15 protein-coding genes are annotated in these 16,094 nt (G+C 65.9%); 9 read left to right on the forward strand and 6 right to left on the reverse strand.

Annotation, left to right across the window (positions count from 1 at the left end):
* Window positions 1-70: 70 nt before the first annotated feature.
* The 4 genes from FDW81_RS04940 to FDW81_RS04955 all read right to left on the reverse strand — a co-directional run bounded on the left by FDW81_RS04940 (window position 71) and on the right by FDW81_RS04955 (window position 4,177).
* Window positions 71-871, reverse strand: coding sequence for an amino acid ABC transporter ATP-binding protein (locus FDW81_RS04940; RefSeq protein ID WP_138133054.1), 801 nt, complete (start codon window positions 869-871; stop codon window positions 71-73).
* Window positions 872-883: 12 nt separating this feature from the next.
* Entirely contained in the window at window positions 884-1,675 is a 792-nt protein-coding gene (locus FDW81_RS04945; protein ID WP_138133055.1) for an amino acid ABC transporter permease, read from the reverse strand.
* 148 nt (window positions 1,676-1,823) lie between these two features.
* Entirely contained in the window at window positions 1,824-2,627 is an 804-nt protein-coding gene (locus FDW81_RS04950) for an ABC transporter substrate-binding protein (RefSeq protein ID WP_138133056.1), read from the reverse strand.
* A 161-nt stretch (window positions 2,628-2,788) separates the two neighbouring features.
* A complete protein-coding gene (locus tag FDW81_RS04955) occupies window positions 2,789-4,177 on the reverse strand; it encodes an isochorismate synthase MenF (protein ID WP_138133057.1) in 1,389 nt (462 codons plus the stop codon).
* Window positions 4,178-4,293: 116 nt separating this feature from the next.
* Between FDW81_RS04955 and FDW81_RS04960 the strand changes: the two genes are divergently transcribed.
* The 4 genes from FDW81_RS04960 to FDW81_RS04975 all read left to right on the forward strand — a co-directional run bounded on the left by FDW81_RS04960 (window position 4,294) and on the right by FDW81_RS04975 (window position 8,663).
* Window positions 4,294-5,070 carry a demethylmenaquinone methyltransferase gene (locus tag FDW81_RS04960; RefSeq protein WP_240719979.1) on the forward strand — a complete coding sequence of 259 codons (777 nt, stop codon included), beginning with the start codon at window positions 4,294-4,296 and terminating at the stop codon, window positions 5,068-5,070.
* 5 nt (window positions 5,071-5,075) lie between these two features.
* The gene (locus FDW81_RS04965; RefSeq protein ID WP_138133059.1) at window positions 5,076-6,407 is read left to right on the forward strand and encodes a geranylgeranyl reductase family protein; all 1,332 of its coding nucleotides are present in this window, start codon (window positions 5,076-5,078) and stop codon (window positions 6,405-6,407) included.
* Complete coding sequence (locus FDW81_RS04970; protein WP_138133060.1) at window positions 6,404-7,504, forward strand: polyprenyl synthetase family protein; 1,101 nt, start codon at window positions 6,404-6,406, stop codon at window positions 7,502-7,504. Before FDW81_RS04965 ends, FDW81_RS04970 begins: the two co-directional genes overlap by 4 nt.
* A gap of 427 nt (window positions 7,505-7,931) precedes the next feature.
* Window positions 7,932-8,663 (forward strand): type IV toxin-antitoxin system AbiEi family antitoxin domain-containing protein, encoded by a 732-nt coding sequence (locus FDW81_RS04975; RefSeq protein ID WP_240719966.1) that lies wholly within the window; start codon window positions 7,932-7,934, stop codon window positions 8,661-8,663.
* Window positions 8,664-8,880: 217 nt separating this feature from the next.
* Here FDW81_RS04975 and FDW81_RS04980 read toward each other — a convergent pair whose 3' ends face one another.
* A complete protein-coding gene (locus tag FDW81_RS04980) occupies window positions 8,881-9,306 on the reverse strand; it encodes a hypothetical protein (RefSeq protein ID WP_138133061.1) in 426 nt (141 codons plus the stop codon).
* A 62-nt stretch (window positions 9,307-9,368) separates the two neighbouring features.
* On the reverse strand, window positions 9,369-10,022 hold the full coding sequence (locus tag FDW81_RS04985) for a trimeric intracellular cation channel family protein (RefSeq protein ID WP_138133062.1): 654 nt from the start codon (window positions 10,020-10,022) through the stop codon (window positions 9,369-9,371).
* Between the two features lie 61 nt (window positions 10,023-10,083).
* Between FDW81_RS04985 and FDW81_RS04990 the strand changes: the two genes are divergently transcribed.
* From FDW81_RS04990 to FDW81_RS05010, 5 genes are read left to right on the forward strand one after another with little or no spacing between them, the layout of a single operon-like run.
* Window positions 10,084-10,989, forward strand: coding sequence for a sirohydrochlorin chelatase (locus tag FDW81_RS04990; protein ID WP_138133063.1), 906 nt, complete (start codon window positions 10,084-10,086; stop codon window positions 10,987-10,989).
* Between the two features lie 54 nt (window positions 10,990-11,043).
* Entirely contained in the window at window positions 11,044-12,789 is a 1,746-nt protein-coding gene (locus tag FDW81_RS04995; protein ID WP_138133064.1) for a nitrite/sulfite reductase, read from the forward strand.
* Window positions 12,786-13,592, forward strand: coding sequence for a phosphoadenylyl-sulfate reductase (locus FDW81_RS05000; protein WP_240719968.1), 807 nt, complete (start codon window positions 12,786-12,788; stop codon window positions 13,590-13,592). Before FDW81_RS04995 ends, FDW81_RS05000 begins: the two co-directional genes overlap by 4 nt.
* Window positions 13,589-14,533 (forward strand): sulfate adenylyltransferase subunit CysD, encoded by a 945-nt coding sequence (gene cysD / locus FDW81_RS05005; RefSeq protein ID WP_138133065.1) that lies wholly within the window; start codon window positions 13,589-13,591, stop codon window positions 14,531-14,533. Before FDW81_RS05000 ends, cysD begins: the two co-directional genes overlap by 4 nt.
* Window positions 14,533-15,939, forward strand: coding sequence for a sulfate adenylyltransferase subunit 1 (locus tag FDW81_RS05010; RefSeq protein ID WP_138133066.1), 1,407 nt, complete (start codon window positions 14,533-14,535; stop codon window positions 15,937-15,939). The genes cysD and FDW81_RS05010 overlap by 1 nt, the downstream gene beginning before the upstream one ends.
* Window positions 15,940-16,094 lie beyond the last annotated feature (155 nt).

The raw sequence follows: 16,094 nt of genomic DNA on the forward strand, positions 1-16,094 counted from the left end.
GTATACCGGCAGCGCCAGGGCCTATGCGTGTCGCTGACGCATGTGCGCCTCGAAAACGGAGCAGAAGCGCCTACTCCTCGATCTCGATGTGGTTCGGATCCAGGACGCGGCGCAGGAACTCCTTGGTGCGCGGCTGCGAAGGTGAGCCGATGACCTCTTCGGCAGGGCCTTCCTCCACCACCACGCCGCCGTCCATGAACACCACACGGTCCGCCACTTCACGGGCGAAGCCCATCTCGTGGGTAACCACCAGCATGGTCATGCCCTCCTGGGCGAGGTGGCGCATGACGGAAAGGACATCGCCCACGGTTTCCGGATCCAGGGCAGAGGTGGGCTCGTCGAAGAGCATCAGTTCCGGGTCCATGCTGAGTGCACGGGCGATGGCCACGCGCTGCTGCTGGCCGCCCGAAAGCTGGTCCGGGAAACGGTCCGCGAGGTGTCCCAGCCCCACACGCTCCAGGTTGTGCATGGACACCTTGTCCGCCTCGGCCTGGGACCGCTTCAGCACCTTGACCTGTGCGATGCTGCAGTTGCGCTTGGCATCGAGGTGGGGGAAGAGGTTGAACTGCTGGAACACCATGCCCACCTTGCGGCGCATCTTATCGATGTCCACATCGGGATCGGTGGCCTCGAAACCGCCAACGTGAATGCTGCCCTGGTTGGGCTGCTCCAGCAGGTTGACGCAGCGCAGGAGGGTGGACTTGCCGGAACCGGAGGGACCGATCAGGCACACCACTTCACCAGGCGCCACGTCCAGGCTGATACCCTTCAGGACTTCATTGGAGCCATAGGATTTGCGCAGGTCCTTGATGGCCACGCCCGCGGCGTGGATGGTGCTGGTGCTGCCGGAGGAATTTACGACGTCGTTCATGGTCTTCCCTGCCTATCGCTTGGACCGCGCGGTGCGGCTTTCGAACTTCCTGGCCAGGAGGCTCAGCGGGATGGTGATCACCAGGTAGAAGGCGCCGGCCACCAGCAGCGGGGTCAGGCCCGCGCCCAGGCTGGAGATGCCGTCGCGGCCGAACTTGGTGAGCTCGTACTGGGAAGCGGTGAGGCCCAGGACATAGATCAGCGAGGAGTCCTTGGTGAGCAGGATGACCTCGTTGGTCAGCGGCGGCAGGACAATCTTGAAAGCCTGCGGGATCACGATGGTGACCATGGCCCGCCACTGCGGCATGCCCAGGGAGCGGGCGGCTTCCAGCTGGCCCTTGGGTACTGCCTGCAGGCCCGCGCGGAGGGTTTCGGCGATGTAGGCCGAGGCCACGATGCCGAGCGAAACCATCACGATCACGGTGATGTTCCACGAGACACCGAAGGCCAGGGGCACGCCGTAGCCGAAGGCGATGAAGACCAGCAGTGCCGGAATGCCGCGGAAAAACTCGATGTAGCCGGTGGCGATCCAGCGGTACAGCGGGAAGCTGGAGAGCTTCATCAGGGCCAGCAACAGGCCGCCGGAAAGGCCGACGATGAAGCCGAGGAAGGTGTAGATCAGGGTGTTCACGAGGCCGGTGGCAAAAATGCCGGGGAACATGGGGCCGATCTTGGCGAAGTTGAAGACGCTGTTGCCGATAGCCTGCCAGTCGGTGGCCAGGATCAGCGCGGCGACGGCCACCACAAAGATTCCGGCCTGGACATAGAGGCTTACTCTGGCGCGTTGACGTGCGGTCATTGCCATGGGGTGCTCACATTCGTTATGCGTGGCAGAGGCCCCGAACGGACTGCAATACAGCTCGTCCGGGGCCCCGGCTGCGTAGTTCTCAGGGCTGGGAGGGAACCAGGCGGGGGAGCCTCAGGCCTTCCCGGCAACTACTGGACGGTCTTGGCTACTTGGCGGTTTCGCCGAACCAGGTGGTCTTGAACTTCTCGAGGGAGCCGTCTTCCTGCAGCCGCTCGAGCGTGCCGTTGACCTTCTCCAGCATCGCCGTATTGCCCTTCTTCACGGAAATGCCCAGCTGCTCGCCGGTAGCAAATTCCTCAACGCTCTTGAACTTGGGATTGTCCTTGATGGCGTAGCCCAGGACCGACTGGTTGCCCAGGGCAGCATCGATGGTGCCGGCCTGGAGTGCCTGGACAAGGAGGCCGGTGTCCTCGAACTGCTGTGCGTCAAGGCCCTGCTCCTCCGCGTAGTCGGCGCCGGTGGTGGCCTGCTGGACGCCCACCTTCTTGCCCTTCGCGTCTTCGAGGCTGCTGATGCCGGAGTCCTCGCTGGCCACCAGGGCCAGGTCATCGTCCAGGTACGGGTTGGAGAAGTCCATGACGGATTTGCGGGTGTCCGTGATGGAGATGGATGAGATGCCCAAGTCGCACTGGGTGAGGGCGGTGCCGGTTTCGATGGCTTCAAAGGAGCTGTCCACGATGCTCAGTTCGGCGCCGAAGTCCTTGGCGAGCTCCTTGGCGATGTCCACGTCGAAGCCGACCGTCTGGCCGTCCTTCTCGAATTCGAACGGCTCGTAGGGGATATCGGAGCACACCGTGAGCTTGCCGGAGTTGATGAGCTGGATGCCGCCTTCAGAAGCGGCCGGGGTGGAGCCCCCGCCGCCGCAGGCCGTGAGGGTGAGGGCGCCGACGGCGAAGAGTGCTGCTGCCTTGGCGGTCATTTTGGCCGTGGCCAGGGACTTGAGCTGCATTTTTCTTACCTTTTGTTGCAGGAGTATGCGGTACTTAATCGGTTCATAGTGTAGCCCCGATTATGAGATGTGCATCACAGGAAACTTAGTTTCACTATTGGATAACTAAACCACAGAAGAAATCAAGCGGGTCGGGGAAGCCGCTGTCTTTAATTCCGGACTCAGCTCCTGATGCCCAGCGATTCCAGCATGGGGCGGAACTTTGCCCAGGTCTCCGCCAGCTCGGCTTCGGGCTGCGAGCCGTCCACTATTCCGCAGCCGGCATAAAGCCGAACCGTGTCCCGCGCTTCAATCACTGCACCCCGCAGCGCAATGCCCCATTCGCCGTTGCCGGCGGCGTCCAGCCACCCGACTGGCCCGGCGTACGGTCCGCGGTCCAGGTTCTCCAGCTTGCGGATCAGCGCGCCGGCCACTTGGGTGGGCGTTCCACAGACAGCCGCAGTGGGGTGGAGTGCATTAATGAGGGCCAGGCAGGTGGGGACATGTCCTTCCACCTCCGTGAGCTCCGCCTTAACGTCGGACGCCAGGTGCCACACATTCGGCAACTCAAGGATGAATGGCTCGTCGTGGGCATTCATCGCCTCGGAGAACGGCGCCAGCTGGCTGGTCAGCGACTGGATGGCGATCTCGTGTTCGTGCCGCTGCTTCTCGGAGCCCGCGAGCGCCCGCGTGGCGTAGTCAATGGGCAGTCCGTCCTCGCCGTGCGCATCGAGTCGGTCCAGCGTCCCGGCGAGGACGCGCGCCTGGGCGGTGCGGCCCTCCACCTGGATCAGCATCTCCGGCGTTGCCCCCACCAGGCCGTCCACCCCGTACGTCCAGCACTCGCGGTACCGGGCCGCAAGCTCGCGCAGCACGGTGGCCGCATGCACGCCCATGGGAAGGGTTGCCACCACGTCCCGTGCGAGCACCAGTTTCTCGAGCGCTCCGGTGCGGATTTCCGCCACCCCCGCTGCCACGGCATCCATCCACGCTTCCTCGCTCAGCGAACCGGTGTGCAAGGTGGCTCCGGCGGCAAGGGTAAGGGGCCGTACGACGGCGCCGCCTCCCTTGGCGGAACCCCCACCGGAGGTGCCGTTCCCGGCGGGGCCCGTTGCCGCCGTCGTGCTTTCACGTCTGGCGGAGGTGCCCAGCCACCGGTCCAGGGCGGCGAGGGCGGTGCCCTCGGTGAGGTCGCCGTCGTCGAGCGCCAGCTGGGTGAGCCAAACCTGGTTGTCACGTACTCCCACCACGATCTCCGGTACGATCAGCCGGGACTCATGGGCGGACGTTTTGGAAAAAGCGAAGGAGCCAAAAGCTACAGGGCCTGTCCCGGGAAGCTCCACGGAGTCTGCGATCTCGGCTTCGAGGACCAGGTGCCGCCACCAGACATCAGCCTCGAGGAACCGCTCCGGGCCGGTGGCGGTAAAGCGGATGATTTCCCCGAAGCCAGCAAGCCCGGCCTCACGGCGGGTCCAGCACAGGACATCGTCCCGGACCAAAAACGACGGCAGCCCCCCGGCAAATTTTTGGCCATCGAGGGGGACTGTCAAGGTGCGGAGCGTGCTCGTCATGATGAGACAACACTAGTACTGAAAGGTACTTACTACGCGGACTACCTGGTTGCGCATGCTGCGCAACCCTATTCGTCGTGGTCCGGGCGCTCCTGAACATTTGAGACAATGTCATGGTGAACCGAGCATCCTTGGATAAGCGTCCGGACGAAGTAGCCACGATGTTTGACGACGTCGCACCAAAGTACGACGTCGTCAACGATGTCCTCTCGATGGGGCAGACCCGCCGGTGGCGCAAGGTCGTGGTGGAAGCCATGGAGGTCTCCAAGGGGCAGCGCGTCCTGGATCTGGCTGCGGGCACCGGCACGTCCAGCGAGCCATATGCTGATGCGGGCATAGACGTGGTGGCCTGCGACTTCTCTTTGGGCATGCTTAAGGTAGGCAAGCGCCGCCGCCCGGACATCGACTTCATTGCCGGTGATGCCACCAACCTGCCGTTCGCGGACAACACCTTTGACGCGACCACCATCTCCTTCGGCCTGCGCAACGTAAATGAGCCGAAAAAGGCGCTGGCCGAGATGCTCCGCGTCACCAAGCCCGGCGGCCGCCTGGTCATCGCCGAGTTCTCCCAGCCTGTGGTTCCGCTCTGGCGCACCATGTACACCGAGTACCTGATGCGCGCGCTTCCGGCCATGGCTACCAAGGTCGCCTCCAACCCGGACGCCTACGTCTACCTCGCCGAATCCATCCGCGCCTGGCCGGACCAGGACCACCTCGCCGCGTGGCTGCAGGAAACCGGCTGGGAAACCGTGACCTACCGCAACCTCACCGGCGGCATCGTAGCCGTGCACCGGGCGTTCAAACCGGCCGGCACAACGCCCGACGGCGCTGCTGCCGCCATTGCCGCCCACAAGGGCCCGGTGGTCAAACTGCGCCGCAACATCGTCCGCTGACCCGCGTGAAGGTACTGATTGTTGGGGCGGGCCCTGCCGGGTCCACGGCCGCCTATTACCTCGCCAAGGCCGGCATCGAAGTCACCGTCCTGGAAAAGACCAGCTTCCCGCGGGAGAAGGTGTGCGGCGACGGGTTGACCCCCCGCGCGGTCCGCGAGATCCAGAAGCTCGGTCTGCCGCATCCCGAAAACGACGGATGGCGCCGCAACAAGGGCCTGCGCCTGATTGCGGGCGGCCGGACCATTGAAGTGCCCTGGCCTGCAGTTTCGGACTTTCCGCAGTACGGCCTGATCCGCACGCGCCTGGGCTTCGATGAGGAGCTGGCCCGGCACGCGCAGTCTGCCGGTGCCACCATCCTGGAGCGGCACAGCGTCACCGACGCCCTGCGCAACGACGACGGCCGCGTTACGGGAGTCCGGGCAGCGCTCCTTGACGGGTCCGGCCGCAGGACGGGCGAGACGCGCGAGTTCAGCGCCGACGTCGTCCTCGCCGCGGACGGAAACTCCACGCGCACGGCCGTGTCCCTTGGCATCCAGAAGCGCGACGACCGCCCGCTGGGCGTGGCCGTCCGCACCTACTTCACATCGCCACGTACGGACGACGACTGGATGGAGGGCTGGCTGGAGCTTCCCGGCCGGGACGGCAAGCTGCTGCCCGGCTACGGCTGGGTCTTCGGCGTGGGCGACGGCACCTCCAACGTGGGCCTGGGCATCCTCAACTCGTCCAAGGAATTCGGCAAGCTGGACTACAAGCAGGTCCTGCGCGAGTGGACCTCCGGCATGCCGATGGAGTGGGGCTTCAGCCCGGAAAACCAGGTGGGCGAGATCCGCGGCGCCGCGCTGCCCATGGGCTTCAACCGCACCCCGCACTACTCGCCCGGGCTGCTCCTGCTCGGTGATGCCGGCGGTATGGTTTCCCCGTTCAACGGCGAGGGCATTTCCTATGCCATGGAATCGGCTCGGTTTGCGGCCGGGTTTATTATCGACGCCCCGTCGCGCTCGGCTTCTTCGGGTGGAACGTACGACGCCGATGCGCACCTTGGCCGGTACGCGGAGTACGTGCGCGAACAGTGGGGATCGCATTTCACCCTGGGCCGCGCGTTTGCCGCGCTGATCGGGAAGCCGGCGGTCATGAGGCTCGCGCTCCGGACCGGCATGCCCGTTCCGGTGCTGATGCGGTTCGTGGTCCGGCTGCTGGCCAACCTCACCGACCCCTCGGCGAAGGGTTTCGAGGACAGGGTGATCCGGGTCCTGGAGGCGCTGGTCCCGGCTACATCCAATACCCTCTCGGCTTCGAATCAGCGGTATCCGCAACAAAAAGTTAGGGTTAACCAGTGAACTACCCCGCAGACCACAGCTGGACGCATGCCGGGCACGGCCTGCCGGAGTCCGAACCCAGCCTCAATACCACCGCCATCGCCACCGGACTGCAGCTGCCCGCTGGCTTCGCGGCCATCGCCGGGGATGCAGAGCTGGGGCCTGCCATCACCAATAACCTGGCCAAGGTGGAGAAGAAACTCCGCGAAGCCATCGCCAACTCGGACCCGCTGGCTGATGCAACGTCGCGTCACCTGGTTGAGGCCGGGGGGAAGCGCATCCGCCCGCTGCTGACCCTGCTGTGTGCACACCTCGGCAACGCCTCCCTGCCCGCCGTGGTGCAGGCCGCCGTCGTGGTGGAACTGACGCACCTGGCAACCCTGTACCACGACGACGTGATGGACTCCGCCCCTTTCCGCCGGGGCGCCCCCACTGCGCATGAGGTGTGGGGCAACTCGGTGGCGGTCCTCACGGGCGACCTGATCTTTGCCCGCGCTTCGATCCTGGTGTCCGAACTCGGCTCGCGTGCGCTGGGTATCCAGGCCCGCACCTTCGAGCGGCTGTGCCTGGGCCAGCTGCACGAAACCGTGGGTCCGCGGCCGGATGAGGACCCGGTGGAGCACTACCTGTCCGTTATTGCTGACAAGACAGGTTCCCTGGTGGCGGCTTCCGGCCAGCTTGGCGCCATCTTCGCCGAAGCCGATCCCGCATACGAATCGGTCCTCGTGAAGTACGGCGAGAAAGTTGGGGTTGCCTTCCAGCTGGCCGACGACGTCATCGACGTCACCGGCATCAAGGTCAAGTCCGGCAAGTCCCCGGGCACGGACCTGCGCGAAGGGGTCCCCACCCTGCCTGTCCTGCTCCTGCGCCGCGCTGCCTCGGGAGGTGACCAGTCCGCCGTCGACCTTCTTAAGCTCATTGACGGCGACCTGACCTCCGACGAGGCATTGGCTGAGGCGGTTGCGGGTCTGCGGGAGCACCCGGTCACGGCCGAGTCGTGGGTTGTGGCGCGCGAGTGGGCCAACGAAGCCATCGCCGCCCTTGCCCCGCTGCCGGAAGGCGTGGTCAAGGACTCGCTGTCCAATTTCGCGCTGGCCGTGGTGGACCGCGCCAGCTGACTGCTGCTTGCCTGAAGCCCGGTGCCTCTTGAAGGTGCCGGGCTTCTTCTTTTTGTGGTGCTGCAGTTTGGGGGACTGCCGTGCGGGCCGGTTAAACGGGACAACCCCGGTTCTCGGCAACGATACGAGTCATACGCTGCTTCGAACCGGGGTTGTCTCTCCGTTCGCATCAGACCCGCCGGAGGCGTTTAGCGGATCCTAAAACAGTTTATGACAGCATTGTCACAATGTGCAAGTTGGAATTACCAGCATTGTCATAGAGTTTCGCTGCCCTTCTTGGGGCACTTCCGCCCGCCTGTCTGGGCTTGATCCGTTAAAGCGCCGGCATGTCCGTGCCAAGGTGCCCCACGAAGGCGGGCTTGTCCACATACCCAAGGCCCAACCTGCCCCTGGCCGCGCCAGCCACGACACATTGGATGCATGGATATTGAAGCTTTTCTTCGCCGGCGCGCCGGTGTTGCCCGTAACTCCGAGCTCCGCCAGGCCGGCTTCTCCCCCGCAGCGCATTAACAAGGCCTTGGCCTCAGGCCGGATAGAGCGCCTTCGGAGGGGGGTCTACAGCCTGCCCCAGGAAGCGGGTGTCCTCGGCGAGGCGCTCAAGCACAACGTCTTGCTGACATGTTTGTCCGCTGCGCCTCTTTACGGACTGTGGACGCTGCATCCCGCCGGTGCCCCGCACGTGAGTCCCGGGCACAGGAAGGCCCCGCCCGGTGCACTCGCCCACGGACGTTGGGTCCATCCCCGGCACCGCTGGCTGCCGGTCGCCGGGTTGGCCGATGTCCTGATCCATGCCTTGCGGTGCCTGCCGGAGATCGAGGCGCTGGTCCTGGTCCAGTGCGCTGCACAGCACGGGGATATCACTATTGAGTTCCTGCGGCGCAAGCTTCCCGGGAACCGCAATGCGAGAGCAAGGGCAGTGCTCGATTACGTGATTCCGAGGGCGGATTCCCCGCTGGAGGTCCTGGCGAACTACTACTTCCGGAGAGCCGGGCTGCAGATCCGCCGTCATGTCGAGGTGCGCGGCGTGGGGGAGGTTGATTTCCTGGTGGAGGACTGCCTGGTGGCGGAGACCGACGGCGCCACCCACCTGGAGCCCCGCCAGGTCAAGAAGGACCGCAAGCGCAACAACGCCACATTGCCGGCGGGTACCTTGTCCTGAGGTTCGGCTATGACGACGTCGTCCATCACCCCGGGCGGATGATGGAAGAGGTGTTGGAGGTGCTTGAGTTGAGCAGGCGGGGAGCCTTCAACGGAAGGTGAGGGCCGCCGTCGTGGGGCACTTAGGGCCGTGGGAGCCCTGGGACGGGCGCGATGTCCGGCGAGTCCGCGCCAAAGTGCCCCGTTTTCGCACAAGGTGGAAGCGAAGCGGGAAAGCCCTAGTCTTCGTCTTCCTCGAACGCCCATTCGAACATGTCGAACACGAACTCGGAGAACGTGCCCTCTTCGGATTTCCACTGGCCACGGGTGTTGTTGCGGCGGTAGACGATGGGGTCCGGAATGCTGAGGTCGCCCACCCGGAAGCCCCAGGTGTATTCCTCTTCCTCATCCTCCAGGAACATCAGGAAGCCTTCGTCATCGACTTCGAGCTCATCCGGATCCCAGAAGTAGTGGTACGCCTCCATCAGGTCCTCGCAGCCGCCAACGGCCAGGTAGAACTCGCGGAGGACCATGGGAATCTGGAACTGGTGGTCGGCCAGGGCCTTGTCCAGCTCCTCGGGGGACAGCCCGTCCTCTTCCTGCCATTCATCCTCGAGATACTTCGGAACAAGCGCGCGGAACTTCTCGAGGAACATGTCAGTCATGCTCATATCCTAGCTAATTGCGGGGCCCGGAAAATGCCACCGAACACCCGCGGGGGACCACTTCACAGCCCGGGTTCGTCACCCCGTCGGTGCCACCCGTGAACGGCCAGGGGCGCCTGCCACGAGCGGCGCCACGCCAGGACCCGGAAGGCGAAAACCACAGCCGCGATGGCGGCCGCGGTCAGCACGTTGAACATCCCGAGCACCCACAGCACGGCAGTCATGGCAGCCCCTACGAATGCGGGCAGCGCGTAGATGTCCTTCGGGTTGAAGAGTTCGGGAACCTCGTTGGCGGTAACGTCGCGCAGCAGGCCCCCGCCCACGGCAGTGGTCACGCCCAGCAGCACCGCAGCCACCGGATTGACCCCGAACGACAGCGCTTTCAGAGTGCCCGTCATGCAGAACAGGGCCAGCCCGCCGGCGTCGAACAGGGTCAGCAGCGACGTGAAGCGCTGGACACTGGAGAACAGGAAGTACACCAGGGCCGTGGCCAGTACAGGCGGGACCAGGTAGGCGGGGTTGGTGAAAGCGGCGGGCACGACTGCGAGGATGATGTCGCGGATCACCCCTCCGCCAAGGCCCACCAGTGAGGCCAGAAGCAGGGAGCCCACGATGTCGATCTGCTTCCTCGCCGCCAGCAGGGAACCCGAAACGGCAAAGAAGAACACGCCCAGCAGATCCAGCCATACCGGCGCATTGTCAAAGGCGAATGTCATGGGGCGTCCCGGCGATTACAAAGAGGGCGGACAGGGCGGCTCCAACGTTACGCTAGCCCCTATGAACAGCCCCATCATGATCGCCTGCGCACATGGGACGTCCAGCACACAGGGAGCCGCGGAGGTCAATGCCCTGCGTGAGCACATCGCGGCCCTCCGCCCCGGCCTCGATGTCCGTGAAGCCTACGTTGATGTCCAGCAGCCGGACCTGGTGGACGTCATGGCAGGGCTGCCGGAGGGGGAGTCCGCCGTCGTGGTTCCGCTGCTGCTGAGCGTCGGCTACCACGTGAAGGTGGATATTGCCCGCGCCGTGAAGAGCAGGCCGGGCAGCGCTGCCGCCGCGCCATTGGGCCCGGATCCGCGCCTGGCTGCGCTTCTTGATCAGCGGCTGCGCGAAGCCGGCGTGACGGACAACGACGTCATTGTGCTCGCCGCCGCAGGATCCTCGAACCCCAACGCCGCCGTCAGCGTGGAGGAGCTGCTGGGCCAGCTGGGGGAGCTGCGGTCCAACCGGATGGTGGCCGCCTATGGTGCCTCGGCCAAGCCGTCCGTGCCCGACGCCGTCGCGATGCTTCGGGAGGAACTTGCCGGAGGTGCCGGGGCGGGGGAGTCCGCGGGAGCTGTCGACGTCGGCGGGCGGGTTGTCATCGCCTCCTACCTGTTGGCGCCGGGCTACTTCCACGACCAGCTGGCCAAGGCGGGTGCCGATCTCGTCACCGAGCCGCTGCTGCCGTCTCCGGTGCTCGCCGAAATCGCGCTCGACCGGTATGACGGCGCCGTCGAAAAGGCGCGGGAATCCGCGGCCCGCGCATCAGCCGGGGAACCGGCGAAGGCGCCGGCTGAAGCGGAGCCCCGGACGCCGTCGGAGGCTTCCCCGGAAGCCCCCGCAGAACCACCGGCAAATGCACAGCAGGGTGGCCCGATCAAGGCCGTCCGGCGTTTCGTGACGAAATATTTCCCTAGGTGACTTAGCGTTTCCGGGCCTTTGTGACGCAATTCGGGCGGGACCTACAGTCGTTTCATGACTGATACAGCTCTAGCCGGAGCGTCCGCGGACTCCGCTGCCCCCAAGCGCCCGGCCCGCCCGTCCCGTCCCGCCGCAAAGCCGCACGGGCAGTGGAAAGTGGACGGCAAGACGCCCCTGAACGCCAACGAAACCTGGAAACAGGAAGACGACGGCCTCAACGTGCGCGAGCGTATCGAAACCATCTACGCCAAAGAGGGCTTCGACGCCATCCCCGGCCAGGACCTGCACGGGCGCTTCCGCTGGTGGGGCCTGTACACCCAGCGCAAGCCCGGGATTGACGGCGGCAAAACCGCAACCCTTGAGCCGCACGAGCTCGAGGACAAGTACTTCATGCTGCGCGTGCGCATCGACGGCGGCGCCCTCAGCACGGAGCAGCTGCGCGTCATCGGCCAGATCTCGGTGGACTTCGCGCGGGACTCGGCCGACCTCACGGATCGCCAGAACATCCAGCTGCACTGGATCCGGGTGGAGGACATCCCGGAGATCTGGAACCGCCTGGAAGGTGTGGGCCTGTCCACCACCGAAGCCTGCGGTGACGTTCCCCGCGTGATCCTTGGCTCGCCCGTGGCCGGCATCGCCAAGGACGAGATTATCGACCCCACCCCGCTGATCGAGGAGCTGGGGGAGCGGTTCATCGGCAATCCGCTGCTCTCCAACCTGCCCCGCAAGTACAAGACGGCGATTACCGGGCATCCCAGCCAGGATGTGGTGCACGAAATCAACGACTTCGCCCTGGTGGGCGTCCGCCACCCCGAACTCGGGATTGGCTATGACCTCTGGGCCGGCGGCGCGCTGTCCACCAACCCGATGCTGGGCAAGCGCCTGGGCGCGTTCGTGAAGCCCGAGCAGGCAGCGGACGTGTGGCTCGGCGTCACCAGCATTTTCCGCGACTACGGCTACCGGCGCATGCGCACCAAAGCCCGCCTGAAGTTCCTCATGGCCGACTGGGGCCCGGAGAAGTTCCGCCAGATCCTCGAGGACGAATACCTCGGCTACAAGCTCGCCGACGGCCCCGCCGCGCCCAAGCCCACCACCCCCGGCGACCATGTGGGCGTGCACGAGCAGAAGGACGGCAAGTTCTTCATCGGTGCCACCCCGGTGGCCGGCCGCCTCTCCGGCGCCGCGCTGGTGAAGCTCGCGGACACCCTTGAGGCCCGCGGCTCGTACCGCCTGCGCACTACCCCGCACCAGAAGCTTGTTGTCCTGGATGTCGAGAAGGACCAGGTGGAGCCTCTGGTGGCCGAGCTGGACGCCCTGGGCCTGTCCGCCCGCCCGTCCGTGTTCCGCCGCGGCACCATCGCCTGCACCGGCATCGAGTACTGCAAGCTCGCCATCGTGGAGACCAAGCACACGGCCGCCACTGCCGTCGCCGAGCTGGAGCGCCGTTTGGCCGACCTCGCCGAAACCGGTCAACTGCCGCAGGCACTGTCGCTGCACATCAACGGTTGCCCCAACTCCTGCGCCCGTATCCAGACGGCGGACATCGGCCTCAAGGGCATGATGCTTCCCACGCCCGAGGGCGACCCCTCCCCGGGTTTCCAGGTCCACCTGGGGGGCGGGCTGGCGTCCAGGGACCGTGAGGAAGCAGGGCTGGGCCGCACCGTCCGCGGACTCAGGGTCTACGTCGACGACCTGCCCGACTACGTGGAGCGCGTGGTCCGCCGGTTTGTCTCCGACCGTGCCGAGGGGCAGACCTTCGCCGAATGGGCCCACGCAGCAGACGAGGAGGCACTCCAGTGAGCAAGCACGCCCTTGGTGTTGACCCGGTGGTTGCCCCTGCCGCGGCTTCCGCGCAGGTGGAGGCCACGGTGGCAACCGCGGTGGCTGAACCTGCCGACCCCAAGCTCCGCAGCAAGGAAGAGCTGAAGGCCGTGGCCGAGGCCGGCGCCGCCGAGCTCGGCTGGGACGCCCCGGCCCGCGACGTGATCGCCTGGGTGGAGCGGAACTTTGACCTGCCCGCCGTCGCCGTCGCCTGCTCCATGGCCGACGCCGTCCTGCCCGCCCTGGTGGCGGACCAGATGCCCGGCGTCGACGTCCTGTTCCTGGAGACCGGCTACCACTTCCCGGAAACCTACGCCACGCGCGACGAGGTTGCTGCCAACCTCCGCGTCAACGTGGTGGACGTGCTCCCGGAGAACACCGTGGAGCAGCAGGACCGGCTCCTGGGCAAAAACCTCTTTGCCCGCGATGCCGCCCAGTGCTGCGCCCTCCGCAAGGTGGCCCCGCTCCAGCGCACCCTGGCCAAATACGAACTGTGGTTCACTGGCGTGCGCCGCGACGAGGCCCCCACCCGCACCAACACCCCGCTGGTGACCTGGGATGAAAAGAACGGGCTGGTCAAGGTCAACCCGATGGCCGCGTGGACGTTCGACCAGGTGGTCCAGTACTCCGACGACAACCTCCTGCCCGTCAACCCGCTCCTGTCCCAGGGCTACCCGTCCATCGGTTGCCAGCCCTGCACCCGCAAAGTGGCACCCGGCGAGGACCCCCGCGCCGGCCGCTGGGCAGGAACCAACAAGACAGAATGCGGACTACACGTATGAGCACTTCATTAAGCGAGGAGACCCAGGTGACTGAGTCCGCCGTCTCAACCAGACTGAGCAGCCTGGACACCCTCGAGTCCGAGGCCATCCACATCATCCGTGAGGTGGTTGCCGAGTTCGAGAAGCCCGCGCTGCTGTTCTCCGGCGGCAAGGACTCCGTGGTGATGCTGCACCTGGCCACGAAGGCCTTCTGGCCCGGCAAGGTGCCGTTTCCCGTGCTGCACGTGGACACCGGCCACAACTTCCCCGAGGTCATCGACTTCCGCGACCGCACGGTTGAGCGTCTGGGCCTGAAGCTCGTGGTGGGTTCCGTGCAGGAGTTCATCGATCGCGGGGAGCTCGCCGAGCGCGCGGACGGCACCCGCAACCCGCTGCAGACCGTGCCGCTGCTGGATGCCATCCAGCAGAACAAGTTCGACGCCGTGTTCGGCGGCGGCCGCCGCGACGAGGACAAGGCCCGCGCCAAGGAGCGCATTCTGAGCCTGCGGGATGAGTTCGGCCAGTGGGACCCGCGCAACCAGCGTCCCGAACTGTGGAACCTCTACAACGGCCGCCACACCGTGGGCCAGCACGTCCGCGCATTCCCCATCAGCAACTGGACCGAGCTGGACATCTGGCGGTACATCGAGCGCGAGAACATCGAGCTGCCCGGGCTGTACTACGCCCACGAGCGCGAGGTCTTCGCCCGAGACGGGATGTGGCGCGCGGTCGGTGAGGTGTCCCAGCCGCTGCCGCACGAGGAAGTCATCACCAAGACTGTCCGCTACCGCACCGTGGGGGACATGTCCTGCACCGGCGCCGTGGAGTCGGACGCCTACACGGTGTCTGACGTGGTGATTGAGGTTGCCGCCTCCACCCTGACCGAGCGTGGCGCCACCCGTGCGGACGACCGCATCTCCGAGGCCGCCATGGAAGACCGCAAGAAGGACGGGTATTTCTAATGACCACCGAAGCAGTTCTCCCGGCGGACCTGGGAACAGCCCTGCCCACCACTCTCTTCCGGTTTGCCACCGCAGGATCGGTCGACGATGGCAAGTCCACTTTGGTGGGCCGCCTCCTTCACGATTCCAAGGCGATCCTGGCTGACCAGCTCGACGCCGTTGCCAGGACCTCCGCGGACCGCGGTTTCGGCGGCGACAAGGGCGGCATCGACCTCGCACTGCTGACCGACGGCCTGCGTGCCGAGCGCGAGCAGGGCATCACCATCGACGTGGCCTACCGCTACTTCGCCACCGACCGCCGCAGCTTCATCCTGGCCGACTGCCCCGGGCACGTCCAGTACACCAAGAACACGGTGACGGGGGCGTCCACTGCAGATGCCGTCGTCGTACTCATCGACGCTCGGAAAGGCGTGCTGGAGCAGACCCGCCGGCACCTGTCCGTGCTGCAGCTGCTGCGCGTGGCGCACGTGATAGTGGCCGTAAACAAGATTGACCTGGTGGACTTCAGCGAGTCCGTGTTCCGCGAGATCGAAGCCGATGTGCAGCAGGTGGGCCGCGAGCTGGGCCTGGGCTCGGACGGCATCAGCGACCTGCTGGTCATCCCGGTATCCGCGCTCGACGGCGACAACGTGGTGGAGCGCTCCGAGCGGACCCCGTGGTACTCCGGCCCGGCGTTGCTGGAGGTCCTCGAGACCCTCCCGGCAGCCGACGAACTCGAGAGCCACCTGGAGAGCTTCCGCTTTCCGGTGCAGCTGGTCATCCGGCCGCAGGGCGCCCTGGCCCCCGACGCGGTCGCCGCCGGCCTGGACGTAGAGGCCTACCGCGATTACCGTGCATACGCCGGCCAGATCACCGAAGGCTCGGTGAAGGTGGGGGACCAGGTGTCCGTGCTGACGCCGGGCCAGGATCCGCGCACCACCACGGTGGTGGGCATTGACTTCGCCGGAGCTTCCCTCGAGGAAGCCGCCGCGCCGCAGTCCGTTGCCATCCGCCTGGCTGAGGAGTTCGACGTCGCCCGCGGTGACACCATCGCAGCCGCCGGCACCGTCCGGGAAGCCTCGGCCGACCTGTACGCCTCGCTCTGCTGGCTGTCCCCGAAGCCGCTCCGCGAAGGTGCCAAGGTCCTGGTCAAGCACGGCACCCGCACCGTCCAGGCCCTGGTCCGCAACGTCAACGGCAAACTGGACCTGTCCACCTTCAAGCTGGAGCAGGCCTCCGCCCTGGAGCTGAACGACATCGGCCACGCACAGCTCCGGCTCGCCGCGCCGCTGCCGCTGGAGAACTACCTGCACCACCGCCGCACCGGTGCCTTCCTGCTGATCGACCCTTTGGACGGCAACACGCTGGCCGCGGGCTTGGTCAAGGACCACCCGGGCGACCACGAGGATGAGCGCTACAGCATCTAGCCTTCCTGAAACCGCGGCTTATTCCCAGATCCGGGCCCTGAGGGTTCTGATCCTCGAACAGGCCGCGGTTTTGTCGTTTGGACTGGTGAGCCGCCGCTCCAAGTACAGGTTCCGGCCCCCAGTGTCGTCCTGCTGAAATCCAAGTACTCGCTACT

Source organism: Pseudarthrobacter sp. NamB4 (genome assembly GCF_005796185.1).
Lineage (GTDB): Bacteria > Actinomycetota > Actinomycetes > Actinomycetales > Micrococcaceae > Arthrobacter.